The organism is Candidatus Blastococcus massiliensis AP3 (assembly GCF_000582785.1).
In the GTDB taxonomy this organism is placed as follows: Bacteria; Actinomycetota; Actinomycetes; order Mycobacteriales; family Geodermatophilaceae; genus Blastococcus; species Blastococcus massiliensis.
The window spans coordinates 378,407-395,474 of sequence record NZ_HG931173.1; the positions used below are offsets into that span (position 1 = coordinate 378,407).

Genomic DNA, 17,068 nt, shown 5'->3' on the forward strand with positions numbered 1-17,068 from the left:
TCAGTCCGTCAGCAGCTCGACGAAGGCCTCCAGCGCCTGCTCCGCGGAGCGCGGACCGCCGAAGGTCCAGATGCCGGCGGGGAACTCGTAGACCCGTCCCTCGGCGACGGCCGGGATGGAACTCCACGCCGGGTTGCCCTCCAGCAGGGGCGCGAGCTGGTACTCCTCGATCTCGGTGCCCGTGTAGAAGAAGGCGGCGTCGCCGACTGCTCGCATGCCCTCGATGTCGGTCGAGCCCAGGCCGTACGCCTCGTCCACCGGTCCGGTCCAGGCGTTCGTGAGGCCGAGCTCCTCACCCAGCTCGCCGAACAGCGAGCCCTGGCCGAACGGGCGGAACGCGACGTTGCCGCCCTGGGCGTACCCGTCGAAGTAGACGAACTCGGTGACCCCGACGTCGCTGTCGGCCACCGCCTGCCGCGACTCCTCCAGCGTCGTCCCGAACTCGTCGAGGACCTCCTCGGCGCGGGCCTCGCGCCCGGTCACCTCGGCGATGAGGGTGAACGTGTCGCGCATGTTCCGGATGGGGTCGCTCGCATCCGCGCCCACGGTGGCCAGCACCGGGACGTCGTACTCGTCGAGCTGGGTGAGCACCGGGTCGTCCTCCCCCGTGGCCTCGACGATCACCAGATCCGGCCGGGCGGCGAACAGTGCGTCGAGGTTGGCCTCACCGCGGGTGCCGACGTCGTCGACGCCCTCGGGGAGCTCCTCCGCGGTGTTCCACTGCCCGTAGCCCTCGACGTCGGCGACGGCGACCGGGGTCAGGCACAGCGAGAGCACCATCTCCGTCTGCTGCCACTCGAGCACGGCGACCCGCTCGGCGGGGGCGTCGAGCTCGACGGTGCGGCCCAGGTCGTCGGTGACGCTGACCGGACCGTCCGAGGTCTCGACGCCGTCGCAGCCCTCGGCCGACGGGCTCCCGGCGGCCCCGCCTGAGGCGGCCGGCTCGGGGTCGCTGGTCCCGCAGGCGGTCAGCGCCATCGAGGTCACGACCGCGGCGAGCGTGGTGCGGGTCAGCAGGGGGCGGGCACTTCTGGACATGCTGGTTCTCCTGGAGTGAGGCGGGTCGTGCAGGGGGCGGTGGTGGAGGGGGGTTGGTGCGGCGGCGGCGCTCAGGCGGTCGCCGCGAATGGACGACGGCGCCGCTCGTGGTGGCGCGCGCGCGGCTCGATGCGGAGCAGCCCGGTGTCGGGGTCGTCATGGACCGCGATCGGGAGCTCGTAGACCTCGGACAGGTGCTCGGCCGTGAGCACCGCGGCCGGCTCCCCCACGGCGGCGACCCGGCCGCGGTGCAGCAGGACGACGGTGTCGGCGACCGTCGCGGCGTGGTTCAGGTCGTGCAGCACGATCCCGAGCGCCGTCCCGTGGTCCGCGGCGAGCTGGTGGACCAGGTCGAGGATCTCGACCTGGTAGCGCAGGTCGAGATGGTTGGTGGGCTCGTCGAGGAGCAGCACACCGGTGTCCTGGGCGAGGCAGGTCGCCAGCCAGACCCGCTGCAGCTCTCCGCCGGAGAGCTGGTCGACGGGGCGGTCCGCCATGGCCTCGACACCGGTGAGGCCCATGGCCGAGGCGATCGCGGCGCGGTCGGCGTCGTCCAGCGCGGCGAAGCGCCGCCGGTGCGGATGCCGGCCGAAGGCCACGACGTCGCGGACGGCGAGCCCGGAGGGGTGCGGCCGGGACTGGGAGAGCAGGGTGACCCGGCGGGCGAACTCCCGGGCCGAGAGCGGCGCGGCGTCCTCCAGCCGGCCGGCGTCGGCTCCCCCGCCGACGCTGATCCGGCCGGACTCGACGGCGTGCAGCCGGGCCAGCGAGCGCAGCACGGTGGACTTCCCGCTGCCGTTCGGGCCGATGAGTGCGGTGACCTCTCCGGGAGCCATCCGGACCGAGACGCCGTGCACCACGGTCGTCCCGGAGTAGCCCAGCACGAGGTCGTCACCGCGGAGACCGGTCGCCGTCATGCAGGTGAGGCTAACCTAACCTCTGACGCCGCAACCACCCCCCCTACCGCGGCGGCTCGCCGCTGACCTGCACGGTCACTCGACGCGGGCCTCGACGACCCGGCGCGCCGTCCGCCGGATCCAGTCGATCCGGCGGGAGAGGGTCAGGTCCAGGAGCCGGTTCACGGGGCTCACCTCACCCAGTCGCGCCGCCCCCGCCCACCGCGGGACGGCGACCGTCCGGGACCACGGGGTGGTCAGGCACCCGCCGATCGCCGCGGCCACCCGCTCCGGGGCGACGCCGCGGGAGAGCCGGCCGCGAGCGTCGGCGTCCGACACCGGCGCGTGACCGTGCCCGCGGGCCAGCCACTCGGTCTCCACGAAGAACGGGTTGACCGTGTGGACCCGGACCCCGCGGGCGGTGACCTCGCGGCGCAGGCCCTTCACGAAGCCGTCGAGACCGGCCTTCGTCGCGGAGTAGACGGTGAGCGGCGGCACCTGCGTCCAGGCGGCCACCGAGGACACCGCGACGACGTCCCCCCTCCCCCGCTCCCGGGCCGCGGTGAGCAGGTGCGGCAGCGCCAGCCTGGCCACCTCGACGGCGCCGGTGAGATTCAGCGCGACGATCCCGGCCACGACGTCGTCCGGCATGTCCTCGACCAGCCCCGCCCAGCCGAGGCCGGCGTTGAGGACGACGCCGTCGAGGCGGCCGTGCGCGGCCAGCGTCGTGTCGACGAGGCGGGCGCGGTCGCCGGCGTCGGCCATGTCGGCGGCGAGTCCGGTGACCCCCGGCAGCCCGTCGAGGGCCTCGGCCAGCCGGTCGCCGTCCCGGGCGCAGGTGACCACGCGGGCGCCCCCGGCAACCAGCCGCTCGACGGTCGCGCGGCCGATCCCGGCGCTACCGCCTGTGACGACGACGACGCGATTGCTCAGATCGGGCATGTGCCTGTCCTACCCCCGGGGGACACCGCATGCCCCCAGGCATCGAAATCGCGGACCGTGGGCATGGGCGCTGACATGCACCTGCCCTCTGCCCGCGGCCCGCTCAGCGAGTCGCTCACCGCCGATCTCGCCACCCGCTCGACCCTCTCGTCCCGGACGCTGGAGCGCGCCGCCCGCCTCGCCGACGCCCCGACCGCTCCGCTCACCGACGAGGACCTGCAGCTGTCCCTGGCGATCTGCTACGAGCTGCACTACCGCGGGTTCGACGCGGTCGACGAGGAGTGGGAGTGGAACCCGGAGCTGATCCGGCTGCGGGGCGGCCTCGAGCGGCTGCACCTGTCCGCGCTGCGCGGTCTGGTCGGGCCGGTCCCGGTGACCGACGAGCCGATCGACCGGCAGCTGACCGCCGCCATCGCCGAGGACGATGGCCCGTCGCTGTCCCGGTACATGTCCCGGCACGGCACGCTCGAGCAGTGGCGGGAGTACCTGACCCTGCGGTCGGTGTACCACCTCAAGGAGGGCGACCCGCACACCTTCGCCATCCCCCGGCTCTCCGGCCGGGCCAAGGCGGCCATGGTCGAGATCCAGGCCGACGAGTACGGCGGAGGCTCGGCCGCGCGGATGCACAGCGAGCTGTTCGCGGGGCTGATGCGCGACCTCGACCTGGACTCCACGTACGGCGCCCTCTGGGACGACGCCCCGGCGGCGGCGTTCGCCAACGTGAACACGATGTCGCTGTTCGGCCTGCACCGCCGCTGGCGGGGCGCCGCCCTCGGTCACCTGGCGACGGTGGAGATGACCTCCTCCGAACCGAGCCGCCGCTACTCGGCCGGGCTGCGCCGGCTGGGCTTCGACGAGTCGACGACGGTGTTCTACGACGAGCACGTGGAGGCCGATGCCGTCCACGAGCAGATCGCCTCGGTGGACATGTGCGGCGCGCTCGTCACGGAGGACCCCGAGCTCGCCGCCGACGTCCTCTTCGGGGCACGCAGCGCGCTGGCCATGGACGGAATCGCGGCGCGGCACCTGCTGGGCGCCTGGGAGGCCGGCCGGTCGGCGTTGCGCCGGGAGCCGTCGCTGGCCGCCTGACCCCCGGTCAGGGTTGCGACTGCTCCTCGCGGAGCTGCGCTGCCGGGCGAGGTCGGCTCGGCGCGCTGGCCGCGGTGAACCCGGCCTTCTTGTGGGTGCCGTCGCAGAAGGGCTTGATGCCGGACTTCCCGCACCGGCACAGGGCGATCGTGGTCCGGCCTGGGTCGATCTCGGCGCCGTCCTGGTCGACCAGACGGAAGTCGCCGCGGACGATCAACGGCCCGTCGCGGTAGGGCGTGATCGTCGCGCCGCCGGCGGGACCGGCGTCGGCGTCGGGCTGTTCGGACGGGGCAGGCTGTTCTGACGGGGAGGGCTGTTCTGACGGGGAGGGCGTCGGCTGCACGCACCCACACTGCCCTGCGCCCCGGGCGGGCACACCCGCTGCCGGATCGGTCACCCGCCGGGGCGACCCGCTCAGCCGGTGATCTCGATGGTCCCCATCATCCGGTCGAGCATCCGCACGTTCCGCGCGTAGTCGAACTGAGGCAGCCCGACGGTGTCGACCACCAGGGTGCGCGGCCCGTCGTCCGTGGGCTCGAGCTGGACGACGTAGCTCGTGATGCGGATGCCCGGCGGGTACAGCCCCTCCCCGAGGGTCACCTGCTGGATGCGGACCGCCCGGCGCCCGTCGATCGTCGTCTCCTGCCGGCTGTCCGGCGCGGCTCCGGTCGACGCGACCAGATCGAACGGCATCGTCTGCACCGAGGCGGTGACCGAGCCGATCCGCGCGTCGGTGGCGGGTGGCACGCGGAAGGACTCGGGTGCGAACCGCGTGCACGCGGGCACGGTCTCGCCGACGTTGACCGACCAGCCCTCGGGATAGGAGATGGCGAAGCCGGCGGGGCTCTCGCACCGCAGGGACAGCGGCGTGGAGGACGTCGGCGGCTCGTCGAGCAGATCGACCACGATCCGCTGCGGGTCGGTCAGCAGCCCCACCGCGAACTGCCGCTGCTCCGCCAGGCCGGCGAAGAAGGCGTACCGCCCCTCGAAGAGGTTGTCGGAGACCAGGGCCTCGAGGACGGCACCCCCATCGGGTTCCTGGCTGTCGGGACCCGACCACGGCCGCACACCGGAGGGCGCGTCGCCGGGCATCGCCAGGTTCGTGAGCGTGATCCCCAGGACCGCGTGACCGGGCACCTCCACCGGCTCGCCCGAGCCCTGGGACCGGGGTGCGCCGGTGTATCCGACCTGCCAGCCCGCCCGCCCCTCGCCGGCGAGCTCGAACACGATCCGGTCGAACCCCTCGTGGGCACCGAGCCGGACGTCGGTGAGGACCACCGGCGGGCCGTCGGCGTCGGCCTGGGACTCCACGACGTCGCCGGTGGCGATCGGCCGGGCGGGCCGGTCCTCCGCCGGATCGGCCGTCGCGGAGGAGGTCGCCGTGGCCGCTCCGGTGTCGCGAGGCTGCCCGGGCGGGTCCCCGGAGGTGCCGCAGGCGGTCAGCGCGAGCACCGCGCACGCACCGGCCGCGAGCAGACGCATCGCCGACCCACCTGCCTCTCCCGTCGGGATCTCCTCCCTGCAGACTTTCCAGCACGGGCCCGGCCGAACGTGCGCGGTCGACACGTCACCGAATCGACATGTCCACCGGGCGGCGGCTCGCGGTCAGCCGCCCGGCTGCTGGCCGTAGAAGGCCTGCTCCACGACCGTCCGTGCGTGCCGGGTGGTCCGCTGGTAGTCGTCCAGGAACTGCCCGGGGTCGGTGTCGGGCCCGTACCCGCAGGCCCGCGCGACCCCGTCGAGCTCCGGGCCCGGGCGGGGAAGCTGGTCGCTGGGCCGCCCCCGGACGAGGAAGATCGCGTTCCGGGCGCGGGTGGCCAACTCCCACGCCGCCCGCAGCGCGTCGGCCTGATCCGCGGGCAGCAGACCGTTGTCGCCCAGCGCCGCCAGCCCCTCGACCGTGGACAGGACCCGCAGCGCCGGCAGCTCGCCGGCGTGCTGGAGCTGGAGCAGCTGCACCGTCCACTCCACGTCGGCGAGACCGCCGCGGCCGAGCTTGGTGTGGGTGGCCGGGTCGGCGCCGCGCGGCAGCCGTTCGCGTTCCACCCGTGCCTTGATGCGGCGGATCTCGGCCACCTGCTCCTGGCCGAGCCCGCCCTCCGGGTAGCGCAGCGGATCGATCAGGGCGACGAACTCCGCCGCGACCTCCTCGTCGCCGGCGACCGGGGCCGCCCGCAGCAGGGCCTGCACCTCCCAGACCGACACCCAGCGCGCGTAGTACTCGCGGAACGCCGACACGCTCCGCACCAGCGCGCCCTGCCGGCCCTCGGGTCGCAGGTCCGCGTCGATCTCGAAGGCCGGGTCGGGCCCGGCCTCCCCCAGCAGACGGCGCAGCGTGTGCGCGACGGCGTTCGCGGCGGCGGTCGCCCTGCCCTCGTCGGCGCCCGCCCGTGGCCGGTGCACGAACAGGACGTCGGCGTCGGAGCCGTAGCCCATCTCGCCCCCACCGAGCCGGCCCATGCCGATCACCGCCAGGTCCGCGGGGAGATCGGCGGCCGTCGTCCCCGTCTCCTGGGCGTGCGCCCGGACGGCGGCGTCCAGGCCGGCCCGCAGCGTCGCGACGGCGACGTCGGTGAGGGCCCGGCCCACGCGGAGGGCGTCGAGGCGGCCCAGCAGGTCCGCGCAGGCGATGCGGAGGAGCTCCTGGCGGCGCAGCCCGCGCAGCACCCGGATGCCCTCCTGGGGGTCCGGCGCGCGCCCGGCCGCCTGCCGCCACGCCTTGGTGAGCACGGTGACGTCGCGGGGTTCGAGCTCGGCGTCGGCGGCGAGGACCCGCAGCGCCTCGGGGGTCCGGGTCAGCAGCCCGGCGACGTACTGGCTGGAGCCGAGCAGCCGGGCCAGGCGCTCGGCCACCTGTCCCTCGTCCCGGAGCAGGCGCAGGAACCACTGGTTGCCACCCAGCGCCTCGCTGACCTGCCGGTAGGCCAGCAGCCCCGCGTCGGGGTTGGGGCACGCGGCGAAGGTCTGGAGCAGGACCGGCAGCAGGTACTTCTGCATCGAGGCCGACCGCGAGACCCCACCGGTCAGCGCGGCGAGATGCCGCAGCGCCGCCTCGGGGTCACCGAAGCCCAGGGCGCGCAGCCAGTCCCCCGCCGCCTTCGAGCCCAGCTGCAGGTGCTCGCCGGGCACGCGGGCCACCGCGGACAGCAGCGGCCGGTAGAAGAGCTTCTCGTGCAACCGGCGCACCTCGCGGGTGTGCAGGTTGAGCTCCGCCTGCAGCACGTCGACCGCCCCGCCGCGGGCGTCCGGCTTGTACCCGAGCGATCGCGCCAGCCAGCGCAGCTGCTGCTCGTCGGTGGGCAGCAGGTGGGTGCGCCGGAGCCGGAGCAGCTGGAGCCGGTGCTCGACGGTGCGCAGGAAGCGGTAGGACGCGATGAGCGTGGCGGCGTCGTCACGGCCGACGTACCCGCCGGCGGACAGGGCCATGAGCGCGGGCAGCGTGCCGCCCACGCGGAGCGAGGCGTCGGCCCGTCCGTGCACGAGCTGCAGCAGCTGGACGGCGAACTCGACGTCGCGCAGGCCACCCGGGCCGAGCTTGAGCTCGCGGTCGGCCTGGGTCGGCGGGATGTGCGCCTCCACCCGGCGGCGCATGGCCTGCACCTCCGCGACGAAGCCGGGCCGGTCGCCGGCCCGCCACACCAGCGGCCAGAGCGCGTCCACGTAGGCGCGGCCGAGGTCGGGGTCGCCCGCGACCGGGCGCATCTTGAGCAGCGCCTGGAACTCCCAGGTGCTGGCCCACTGCTCGTAGTAGGCCTGGTGCCCGGCCACGGTGCGGACCAGCACCCCGGCCTTGCCCTCCGGGCGCAGGGCGGCGTCGACCTCCCACGCGGCCTGGCGGCAGATCCGCATGAGCGCGGCGGCCACGCGGGTGGCGCTGCCCAGCGCGGCGCTCTCGGAGTCCGAGGGGTCGACCGGCTCGCCGACGAAGACGACGTCGACGTCGCTGACGTAGTTCAGCTCCCGGCCGCCGGTCTTGCCGAGCGCGATCACGGACAACCGGCAGGCTGCCGCGTCGTCGGGCTGCTCGGCGACGGCGAGCGCCAGCCCCGCGGTGAGCACGGCGGCGGCGATGTCGGCCAGTTCCGCGGCCGCGTCCTCGGCGGCCAGGCCGTCCCCGAGGTCCCGGCCGGCGAGGGAGAGGATGGCCCGCCGGTAGGCCAGCCGGAGCCCGGCGACCCGTTCCGGCGAGGCGTCCGCGGCCCCCTTGCCCAGCCGGACCCCCCACGGCGGGTCGTCCGGGTCGGCGCCGACGGCGACCAGCATCTGCCGCTCGAGCGCCTGGGGCGTGGGCCGGGTGTGCCCGACCCCGTCGGCGTCGAGCACCGTCCAGTCACCGGGGTTGGCGGCGAGGTGGTCGGCCAGCCCCGAGCTGGCACCCAGCACCGCGAGCAGCCGGCCGCGGAGGACGCCCGACCCCCGCAGCCGGGCGAGCAGCGAGGCGGCGGAGCCCCCGGTCGTGTCGGCCTCGTCGAGCGCCTCGATCAGCCGGTGCAGCGAGCGCACGGCGAGATCGGGGTCGCCGGCCCTGGCCAGCGCGGCGACCACCGGCCCGGCCTCGGGATCGGCCGGCTCGTTGCGGTCGAGGTCCCACAGCCCGATGTCGGGGTGGGACAGCAGGCGCGCGGCGCGCTCGCCGTCCTCGAAGCCGAAGCGGACCAGCCGCACGACGGCACGCCGCGGGATCTCGGGCTCGGGTGTGGTCACCGGGTCACGCCGCCGGCCCGGCGTGCGCCCGCACCAGGTCGGCGAACCGGGCCGCGAAGGGGGCCCACGTCTCCGCGAGGTCGTCGTGGACGGCGTCCGCGCGGGCGCACAGCGTCGCGACGTCGAGCCCGGAGGCGGCCACACCCACCGCGTCGCGGTCCGCCCATCCGCGCACCATCTCCGGCGTCGTCTCGACGTGGAACTGGACGCCGTAGACGTGCGTGCCGACCCGGAAGGCCTGGTTCGCGTAGGCGGGGTTGCTGGCCAGCAGTGTCGCGCCCGGCGGCAGCGCAGCGATCTCGTCGTGGTGCCACTGCACGACGTCGGGGGCGAGCGGGAGCGGACCGAAGACCGGGTCGGCGTAGGCGGCGTCCCGCTTGGCGACCAGGGTGGCGCCCACCTCCGGCCCCTCGACACCGGACCGCACCGCACCACCGCCCACCTGGGCCAGCAACTGGGCGCCGAGGCAGACGGCGAGCGTGGGGTGGTCGGTGGCGATCGCCTCGCGCAGCAGGGAGCGCACCCCGACCAGCTCGGGGCTCCTTGCGTCGTCGTCGGTCGCCGACTGCGGGCCGCCGAGCACGACCAGGCCGTCGTGGCCACCGAGGTCCGCCGGCAGCGTGTCCCCACGGCGGAGGTGCCGCTCGTCCAGGACCAGACCGGCGTCGGTCAGCCACTCCCCCAGCCGCGCGGGCGGGTCGCTCTCGCTCGGGACGACGACGAGCAGGCGGCCACCGACGGATGTCACGCCGCCGAGGCTAGTGCGCGCTCCGCGCCCGACGGCTCCAGGCCGGTGTCACGGCCCGTCCTGCGGCCACGGGGTGCCGACGACGACGTCGAGGACGCACAGCCGGGACGACGCGGGGCCGGCGGTCCGGACCTCGACCTCCCCCTCCTGACCGGTCACCACGAAGAACGCCTGCCCCGCACCCGGCGGCAGGGCGAGCTCCCGCTCGTCGCCGCCCACCGACAGGACCAGCGTGACCGGGCTCCCGGCCAGGTACCCCAGGCGGACGACCTCGGGCGCCTCGGCCGGGCCGGACAGCTCGCCCAGCGACCGGCCGGCCGCGCCCACCGACCAGCCGCAGCCCGGCGCGGGGCCGGCCCGCTGGAGACGGGGTGCCAGCACGGTCACGGGCCGGAGCTCGGCCGACCCGTCGAACATGAAGAGTTCGGTCCCGGGCCGGTCGAAGCTGCGCTCCTGGCCCAGCGTGCGGAGCATGCCGTCCAGACGCGGGCGGCCGAAGATGTTGACGTTCCACGGCGGCTGGCTGCTGACCACGGGCACGCCCGGGTCGGCGTCCATCGCGGCCAGCACGCCGTGGACGTAGTCACGGGACCCCCGGTGCTGCAGCTCGCCGGCGACGAGGGTGGTGGTGACCAGGCCGCTGGCGGCCAGGAGGCCGCTCGCCGCCAGGGCGGGGCGCAGCGAGCCACCTCCGTACGGGAGCCTCCGCGCGGTGGTGGCGCGCTCGACCAGCGGCCCGGTGAAGGCGGCGCAGCACCCGATCGCGATCACCGGCAGCGCGTCGCTGATGTAGCGCGGATCCCGCGTCACCAGGTCCAGCAGCTGCCCGCGGCCGATCAGCACGAGCGCGACGTCCGCGGCGAGGTACCCGGCCACCAGCGCCCACCCGTTCAGCGCCCGCCTCCCCCGCAGCCACAGGCTGCCGGCGACCACGCCGAGGGCCAGCAGGGCGACGACCACACCGGTCGCGGCCCCGACGCCGGGGAGGCGGGTCTCCTCCGCCCCGGCCGCCGTCCAGGGGCCGCCGAAGACGCCGGGCAGCACCATCCCGGCCACCGTCTCGCCGGTCCACGAGAGCGCGGCGCCCGCGTCCAGGTCCAGCGACGCGGTCGAGTCCACCACGACGACGTACAGCGGGAGGTAGGCGAGCACGAGCAGTCCGTGCCCGAGCAGGTACCGCCGGCTGCGCGCCAGGGACCGGAGCCGGCGGCCGAGCGGGTGCCCCGCCCCCTCGACGAGGAGCAGCACGCCCAGCAGGACCGGGAGGATCAGCAGCGCCTTCTCGTAGAAGAGCAACCCCAGTGCATGGCCGCCGACGGAGATCGCCGCCCAGCGCCAGGAGTGCCGCCGGATCGCGCGGACCAGCCCGAGCAGGGCCAGGAGCATCCCGATCTGCACCGGCAGGGCCTCGAGCCCCGACGCCGTCCAGGTCGCGACCGCGAGACCCAGGGGCGTGAACAGGTAGCCGGCGAGGGGCAGCAGGATCCACGGCGACCGGCCGAACAGTTCGCGCAGGACCGCCAGCAGCAGGCAGGACGCGACCACCTGCAGCCCGAGCAGCCAGAGCGCCGCAGGGAGGAACGACAGGCCGGCGTTCCGGCCGATCAGCCAGTAGACGACGTTCGCGCCGATCTCCAGGTGGCCGTTGTGGTCACGGATCAGGAACTCGCGGGACAGCCCCAGGCGGCGCGCGAGGTCCAGGTGGACGAAGTCGTCCTGCCAGTAGTACGAGCGGACCACGATCAGCGCCCGGACGACCGTCTGCCCGGCCACCAGCAGCATCCCGGCGAGCAGCACCGGGTCGCGGCGGAACCGGGTCCACGCCTCCGTGCGGGCTTCCGGGGTCACCGGAGCATCTTCGCCCCCAGCGTCCCGGTCTGTCGGAGGATGGATCCGGTCCGCCGCGTGCCTAGACTCCCGCGACCGCACCGATGAGGAGAGCCGTGAACCACGCATCGGACGCGGCCGTCCACGGCGGAGCCGACGCGCCCGCCGGCCGCGCTCCCGACCGCGAGGCCGAGGGGCTCCCGACGCGGCCGGGACTCCGCGCCTACGTGCTGGTCACCGCATGGCTGCTCATCGGCGCCCACCTGGTGCTGCGCGCGTGGACGCTCGGCGAGCGCCACTTCTACGCCGACGACCTCATGTACGGCGGCGAGGCCATCGCGACGCCGCTGCTCTCGGCCGAGTACCTCGTGGAGAACCGCCACGGCCACGTCATGCCGGCGGCCGTGGTGCTGCACGGCGTCCTGTACCGGCTCTTCCCGCTGGAGTGGGGGCCGTTCGCGGTGACGCTCCTGGTGCTCTCCGCGGCCGCCGCCCTCGCGGTGCTGCGCCTGCTGCGGGTGCTGCTGGACGACCGGCCGGCGCTGCTCGCCCCGCTGGCGGTGTTCCTCTTCTGCCCGCTGACCCTCGGGCCGGTCACCTGGTGGTCGGCGGCGATCAACTCGCTGCCGCTGCAGATCGGGATGGCCTGGGTGGTCGCGGACGCCGTCCTGCTGGCGCGCACCCGCCGGCGACGGCACGCGGTCTCGGGGACGGTGGCGTTCGTCGTCACGCTGCTGTTCTTCGAGCGCGCGGTGTTCGTCCCGTTCCTGGCGTTCGCGCTGGTCGCGCTGCTGCTGCACCTCCACGGCGCCCGTGGGCCCGTGCGGAGCGCCTGGCTGCGGGCGTGGGAGCTGTGGGCAGGACTGCTGGTCGCCGTCGCCGCGTGGGCGGTCGTCTTCCTCGTCGCGGTGCCCGCCGAGTCCGTCGGCACCGCGACGGCCGGGCAGGTCGCCGACCTCACCCGCATCTCGGCCACGGCCCTGGCTCCCGCTCTGCTCGGCGGCCCGTGGCGCTGGGTCGACGTGTCCGGCCCGCCCCTGTCCGACGCCCCGTCGTGGGCGGTCCCCGCGAGCGTCGCCGTCCTCGTGGCCCTGGTCGCCTGGTCGACCCTCCTCCGGCGGGGCGGCGGCTGGCTGTGGGTCGTGGCCGCCGGCTACGTCCTCGCCGGCGCGGTGGTGGTCGGCATCGGCCGCGGAGCGACCGAGTTCGCCCACGTCCTCCCGCTGACCTACCGGTACTTCGCGGCCGAGGCGGTGCTGGCCGCCGTCGTCGTCGCCTTCCTGTTCCTCCTGCCGGCCCGCCGGGCGGGCGACCGGCGGCCGGCGGCCGGCGCACGCGCGGGTGTCGTCACCCTCCTCGTCCTGGCCTTCGTCGCGAGCTCGGTCCTCTCCACGGTGACCTACCGGCGCGCCTGGGCCACCGAACCGACCGGCGACTACCTCACCGCGGCCCGGGCGTCGCTGGCCGGTGCCGGCGACGAGCCACTGCTGGACTTCGACGTGCCCGACACCGTGCTGTGGGACTTCTGGTCACCCTGGAACCAGGCGTCCCTGCTCTTCGCGGGCCTGGAGGACCGGCCGCGTTTCGCCGCCGCCACCCACGACCTGCGGCTGCTCGACGAGGCCGGGAACCTGCGGCCGGCCGCGGTCGTGCCCGTCGCGCGCGTCGCCGACGGGCCGCTGCCCGGCTGCGGGTGGTCCGTCGCCGGAGACGGGCGCACCCCCGTGGCCCTCGCCGGCCCGGTGCCGGCCCGGGAGTGGACCGCGGAGCTGAGCTACACCGCCGACATCGACGGGACGGTCACCGTCTCCCTGGACTCCGGGAAGCCGGTGCACGTGCCGGTCAGGGCGGGCAGCCACACGGTGCACGTCCGCCTTGAAGGCGGGGGGCAGACGCTGCACACGACGGCGCAGACCCCCGGGCTGGGGCTGTGCATCGGCGCCGGCGCCCTGGGCGACGTCGTCCCCCAGGGCGGGTGACCGACGCCGGGGTCAGAGCCCGGGCAGGTAGCGCTGCAGCTCGAACGGCGTGACGTTCTGCCGGTAGGAGTTGAACTCCTCCCACTTGTTGCGGAGGAAGAACTCGAAGACGTGCTCCCCGAGCGTCTCGGCGACCAGCTCGCTGCCCTGCATGGCGGTCAGCGCCTCGCCCAGGGAGACGGGCAGGTCCTCGTAGCCGGCCGCGCGGCGCTCGGTGTCGGTGAGCGACCACACGTCGTCCTCGGCCTCCGGCGGGAGCTCGTAGCCCTTCTCGATGCCCCGGAGTCCGGCGGCGAGCAGGACGGCGAAGGTCAGGTAGGGGTTGCAGGCCGAGTCCGGCGAGCGCACCTCGACGCGGGCCGACTGTGCCTTGCTGGGCTTGTACTCCGGGATGCGCACGAGGGCCGACCGGTTCGCCCGGCCCCAGGTGGCCGCGGTGGGGGCCTCCGTGCCGGCCAGCAGCCGCCGGAAGGAGTTCACCGTCTGGTTGGTGACGGCGGTGTACTCGCGGGCGTGGGTGAGCAGCCCGGCGATGAACTGCTTCCCGGTCGTGGACAGCCGCATCGGGTCGGCGGCGTCGTAGAAGGCGTTGCGGTCGCCCTCGAACAGCGACACGTGGGTGTGCATGGCCGAACCGGCGAGCTCCGTGAACGGCTTCGGCATGAAGGTGGCGTACACGCCCTGGGCCAGCGCGACCTCACGGACGACGTGCCGCAGGGTCATGATGTTGTCGGCCATCGAGAGGGCGTCGGCGTAGCGCAGGTCGATCTCCTGCTGCCCGGGGGCCACCTCGTGGTGGCTGAACTCCACCGAGATGCCCATCGCCTCGAGCGCGAAGACCGCCTCCCGGCGGAAGTCGTGCGCCACGTTGTGGGTGGAGAGGTCGAAGTAGCCGCCGTTGTCGGCCGGCTCCGGCGGGGCACCGTTGGCCGGCAGGTCCTTCAGCAGGAAGAACTCGATCTCCGGGTGGGTGTAGAAGGTGAACCCCATGTCCGCGGCCTTGGCCAGGGTCCGTCGCAGCACGTGCCGCGGGTCTGCCCAGGACGGCGAGCCGTCCGGGAGGGTGATGTCGCAGAACATCCGCGCGGTGTCACTGGGCCGCCCGTCGCGTCCGGGCATGACCTGGAAGGTGCCGGGGTCGGGCTTGGCGAGCATGTCCGACTCGTAGACCCGCGCGAAGCCCTCGATCGCGGAGCCGTCGAAGCCGATGCCCTCCGCGAAGGCGGCCTCGATCTCGGCCGGGGCCACGGCGACGGCCTTCAGGTACCCCGACACGTCGGTGAACCAGAGCCGCACGAACCGGATGTCGCGCTCTTCCAGGGTGCGCAGGACGAACTCCTGCTGTCGGTCCATGTTCGCCATGATCGCGTCCGATCGTTTCCGGGATGTGTCGCCGCCGTCGTTCCGCCTGCAGCCTGCCCCTTCCGGATGAACCGCACACGGCTAACGACCGGAACGTCGCCTCGTGTCGGGGTCGCCGTCCCGGGCCCGTTGCGCGGCGAGCGCGAGCGCGGCCTCCAGCGCCAGGAAGGCGCCCGTCGGCCAGGGCCGGAGCCGGCGGGCGAGGACTGCACCCCCCAGACGGGCCAGCGCCATGCCGGCACTGGCGTCCCGGACGGCGGAGAGCACGCCGTCGCGATACCTCGGTGACCTCCCGGCGGCACGGAGGACGGCGACGGTGAACGCCAGCGGGATGCCGGCGTAGACGGCGCGCACCTCCGTCCGGGCCTCCGGCGTGACGGCCGCACCGCCGAAGACGGCGGGGACCGCGGCGGGCCGCACCGCCGCACCCACGCCGATCGCGGCGTAGATCCCCGCCACGAACAGCTCCGGACCGGTCCGCTCGGTCATGCCGCGGAGGCTAGCGCCCGCGTGCTCCCCGGGGCACCCTCGCCGGTCCGGCCTCACGCGGCACACCGGCGAGTGATCTTGTAGACAGCTGCCCCGTCTGGCCCCCTCCCCCGCCGGGCCGACAGACTGATCACGTGACCGATCAGCAGCCGGTGCAGATGCGGGTGGCGATGGCCCAGGTCGACACGAGGGTGGGCGACCTCGAGGGCAACGCCGACCTCGTGGTGCGGTGGACGGCGAAGGCCGCCGGGGAGAGCGCGCACCTCGTGGTCTTCCCGGAGATGACCCTGACCGGCTATCCCGCGGAGGACCTCGTGCTGCGCGAGTCCTTCGCCCGCGCCAGCGAGCGCGCCGTGGTCGACCTCGCCGCGAGTCTGGCCGACCAGGGGCTCGGCGGGATCGCCGTCGTCGTCGGGTACCTGGCGCACACGCAAGGCGCAGGGCCCGCGCCGGTCGACGAGCCTCCGACGGACGACGACCGGCCGGGCGACGCCAACCCGCGCCGGGGCGCGCCGCGGAACGCCGCCGCCCTCCTGTACGGCGGCGAGGTCGTGGCGCGGTACTACAAGCGGCACCTGCCCAACTACGGCGTCTTCGACGAGGCGCGCTACTTCGTCCCGGGCACGGAGCTACCGGTCGTCCGGCTGCATGGGATCGACGTCGCGCTGACGGTGTGCGAGGACCTCTGGGTCGAGGGCGGGCCGTGCGGGGTCGCCGGGCAGGCCGGTGTGGACCTCGTCGTCTCCCCCAACGCCTCGCCGTACGAGCGGGCCAAGGACGACCTGCGGCTGCCGCTGGTCCGCCGCCGCGCGGCCGAGGCGCGGGCGACGATCGTCTACTGCAACCAGGTGGGCGGCCAGGACGAGCTGGTCTTCGACGGCGACTCGATGGCCGTCGCGGCGGACGGGACCCTGCTGGCCCGCTCCCCGCAGTTCGTCGAGCACCTGGGCACCGTCGACCTGGACCTCGATCCCTCGTCGGTTCCCGATCGGCGGGACGGCCGGATCGGGTCCATGACCGTCACCCGGCACGTCGTCTCGCACGCGCCGCTGCCGGCATTCGAGCGGCGGGCCGCGACCGTCGCGGAGCCGCTGAGCGACTGCGAGGAGGTCTGGCGCGCGCTCGTGCTCGGCCTGCGCGACTTCATCGACAAGAACGGCATGCCCTCGGTGGTGCTCGGCATGTCCGGCGGCATCGACTCCGCGCTGGTGGCGGCGATCGCCGTCGACGCCCTCGGCGCCGACCGGGTGCACGGCGTCGGGCTGCCCTCGAAGTGGTCCAGCGACCACTCGCTGGCCGACGCCGAGGACTCGGCGAAGCGCCTCGGCATGCACTACTCCGTCGTGCCGATCGCGCCGATGGTCGACGCGTACGAGGCGTCGGTGGAGCTCTCCGGCGTCGCCGCGGAGAACCTGCAGGCGCGGGTGCGCGGCACGCTGCTCATGGGGCTGTCGAACCAGCACGGGCACCTGCTGCTGGCCACGTCGAACAAGAGCGAGGTGGCCGTCGGCTACTCCACGCTCTACGGCGACGCGGCCGGGGGTTTCGCGCCGATCAAGGACGTCCCGAAGACGCTGGTCTGGGACCTGGCCCGCTGGCGCAACGCACACGCCCGCGACCGCGGGGAGACCGAGCCCGTTCCGCAGAACTCGATCGACAAGCCGCCGTCGGCCGAGCTGGCCCCCGGTCAGCAGGACAGCGACTCGCTGCCGTCCTACGACGTCCTCGACGCCGTGATCGCCGACTACGTCGACCGCGACCTCGGCATGGCCGAACTGCTCGACCGGGGGCACGACCCCGGGGTGGTGGCCCGGGTCCTCCGGCTGGTGGACGCCGCGGAGTTCAAGCGCCGGCAGTCCGCACCCGGTACCAAGATCAGTCTCAAGGCGTTCGGCCGCGACCGGCGGCTGCCGATCACCAACCGGTGGCGGGAGACCCTGCCCACCGTCCGAGAAGGAGCATCGTGAACGAGCTCGCGAGTTCAGCAGGGGGCA

At 74.7% G+C, this 17,068-nt stretch carries 13 protein-coding genes; 3 read left to right on the forward strand and 10 right to left on the reverse strand.

Going from position 1 to position 17,068, the window contains the following annotated elements; translation table 11 throughout:
* The 3 genes from BN344_RS01850 to BN344_RS01860 form a co-directional block, all read right to left on the reverse strand.
* Complete coding sequence (locus BN344_RS01850; protein WP_051515434.1) at positions 1-1,038, reverse strand: ABC transporter substrate-binding protein; 1,038 nt, start codon at positions 1,036-1,038, stop codon at positions 1-3.
* A gap of 71 nt (positions 1,039-1,109) precedes the next feature.
* On the reverse strand, positions 1,110-1,955 hold the full coding sequence (locus BN344_RS01855; RefSeq protein ID WP_040336792.1) for an ABC transporter ATP-binding protein: 846 nt from the start codon (positions 1,953-1,955) through the stop codon (positions 1,110-1,112).
* Positions 1,956-2,030: 75 nt separating this feature from the next.
* Positions 2,031-2,876, reverse strand: a complete 846-nt coding sequence (locus tag BN344_RS01860; protein ID WP_040336793.1) for an SDR family oxidoreductase — start codon at positions 2,874-2,876, stop codon at positions 2,031-2,033.
* Between the two features lie 63 nt (positions 2,877-2,939).
* Here BN344_RS01860 and BN344_RS01865 point away from each other — a divergent pair, with 63 nt between their 5' ends.
* On the forward strand, positions 2,940-3,965 hold the full coding sequence (locus BN344_RS01865) for an iron-containing redox enzyme family protein (RefSeq protein ID WP_040336794.1): 1,026 nt from the start codon (positions 2,940-2,942) through the stop codon (positions 3,963-3,965).
* A 7-nt stretch (positions 3,966-3,972) separates the two neighbouring features.
* Here BN344_RS01865 and BN344_RS01870 read toward each other — a convergent pair whose 3' ends face one another.
* The 5 genes from BN344_RS01870 to BN344_RS01890 form a co-directional block, all read right to left on the reverse strand.
* Positions 3,973-4,308: a CDGSH iron-sulfur domain-containing protein gene (locus BN344_RS01870; RefSeq protein ID WP_081788304.1), complete on the reverse strand. Its 336-nt coding sequence runs from the start codon at positions 4,306-4,308 to the stop codon at positions 3,973-3,975.
* 71 nt (positions 4,309-4,379) lie between these two features.
* Entirely contained in the window at positions 4,380-5,447 is a 1,068-nt protein-coding gene (locus BN344_RS18800; RefSeq protein ID WP_051515436.1) for an AMIN-like domain-containing (lipo)protein, read from the reverse strand.
* Positions 5,448-5,570: 123 nt separating this feature from the next.
* Positions 5,571-8,669: a bifunctional [glutamine synthetase] adenylyltransferase/[glutamine synthetase]-adenylyl-L-tyrosine phosphorylase gene (locus tag BN344_RS01880; protein ID WP_155858708.1), complete on the reverse strand. Its 3,099-nt coding sequence runs from the start codon at positions 8,667-8,669 to the stop codon at positions 5,571-5,573.
* Positions 8,670-8,673: 4 nt separating this feature from the next.
* Positions 8,674-9,417, reverse strand: coding sequence for a type 1 glutamine amidotransferase (locus BN344_RS01885; protein WP_040336795.1), 744 nt, complete (start codon positions 9,415-9,417; stop codon positions 8,674-8,676).
* Between the two features lie 48 nt (positions 9,418-9,465).
* Positions 9,466-11,265, reverse strand: coding sequence for a hypothetical protein (locus tag BN344_RS01890; RefSeq protein WP_040336796.1), 1,800 nt, complete (start codon positions 11,263-11,265; stop codon positions 9,466-9,468).
* Positions 11,266-11,360: 95 nt separating this feature from the next.
* Here BN344_RS01890 and BN344_RS01895 point away from each other — a divergent pair, with 95 nt between their 5' ends.
* Positions 11,361-13,223, forward strand: a complete 1,863-nt coding sequence (locus tag BN344_RS01895; RefSeq protein WP_051515437.1) for a hypothetical protein — start codon at positions 11,361-11,363, stop codon at positions 13,221-13,223.
* Positions 13,224-13,235: 12 nt separating this feature from the next.
* Here the strand turns inward: BN344_RS01895 and BN344_RS01900 are convergent, their stop codons facing one another.
* Together BN344_RS01900 and BN344_RS01905 are read right to left on the reverse strand one after the other, a co-directional pair.
* Positions 13,236-14,576, reverse strand: a complete 1,341-nt coding sequence (locus tag BN344_RS01900; protein ID WP_040337789.1) for a glutamine synthetase family protein — start codon at positions 14,574-14,576, stop codon at positions 13,236-13,238.
* Positions 14,577-14,666: 90 nt separating this feature from the next.
* Positions 14,667-15,074, reverse strand: coding sequence for a hypothetical protein (locus BN344_RS01905; RefSeq protein ID WP_051515439.1), 408 nt, complete (start codon positions 15,072-15,074; stop codon positions 14,667-14,669).
* Positions 15,075-15,208: 134 nt separating this feature from the next.
* On the opposite strand from BN344_RS01905, the gene BN344_RS01910 reads away from it, so the two are divergent.
* Complete coding sequence (locus tag BN344_RS01910; protein WP_231486420.1) at positions 15,209-17,041, forward strand: NAD+ synthase; 1,833 nt, start codon at positions 15,209-15,211, stop codon at positions 17,039-17,041.
* The last annotated feature ends 27 nt before the right edge of the window (positions 17,042-17,068 follow it).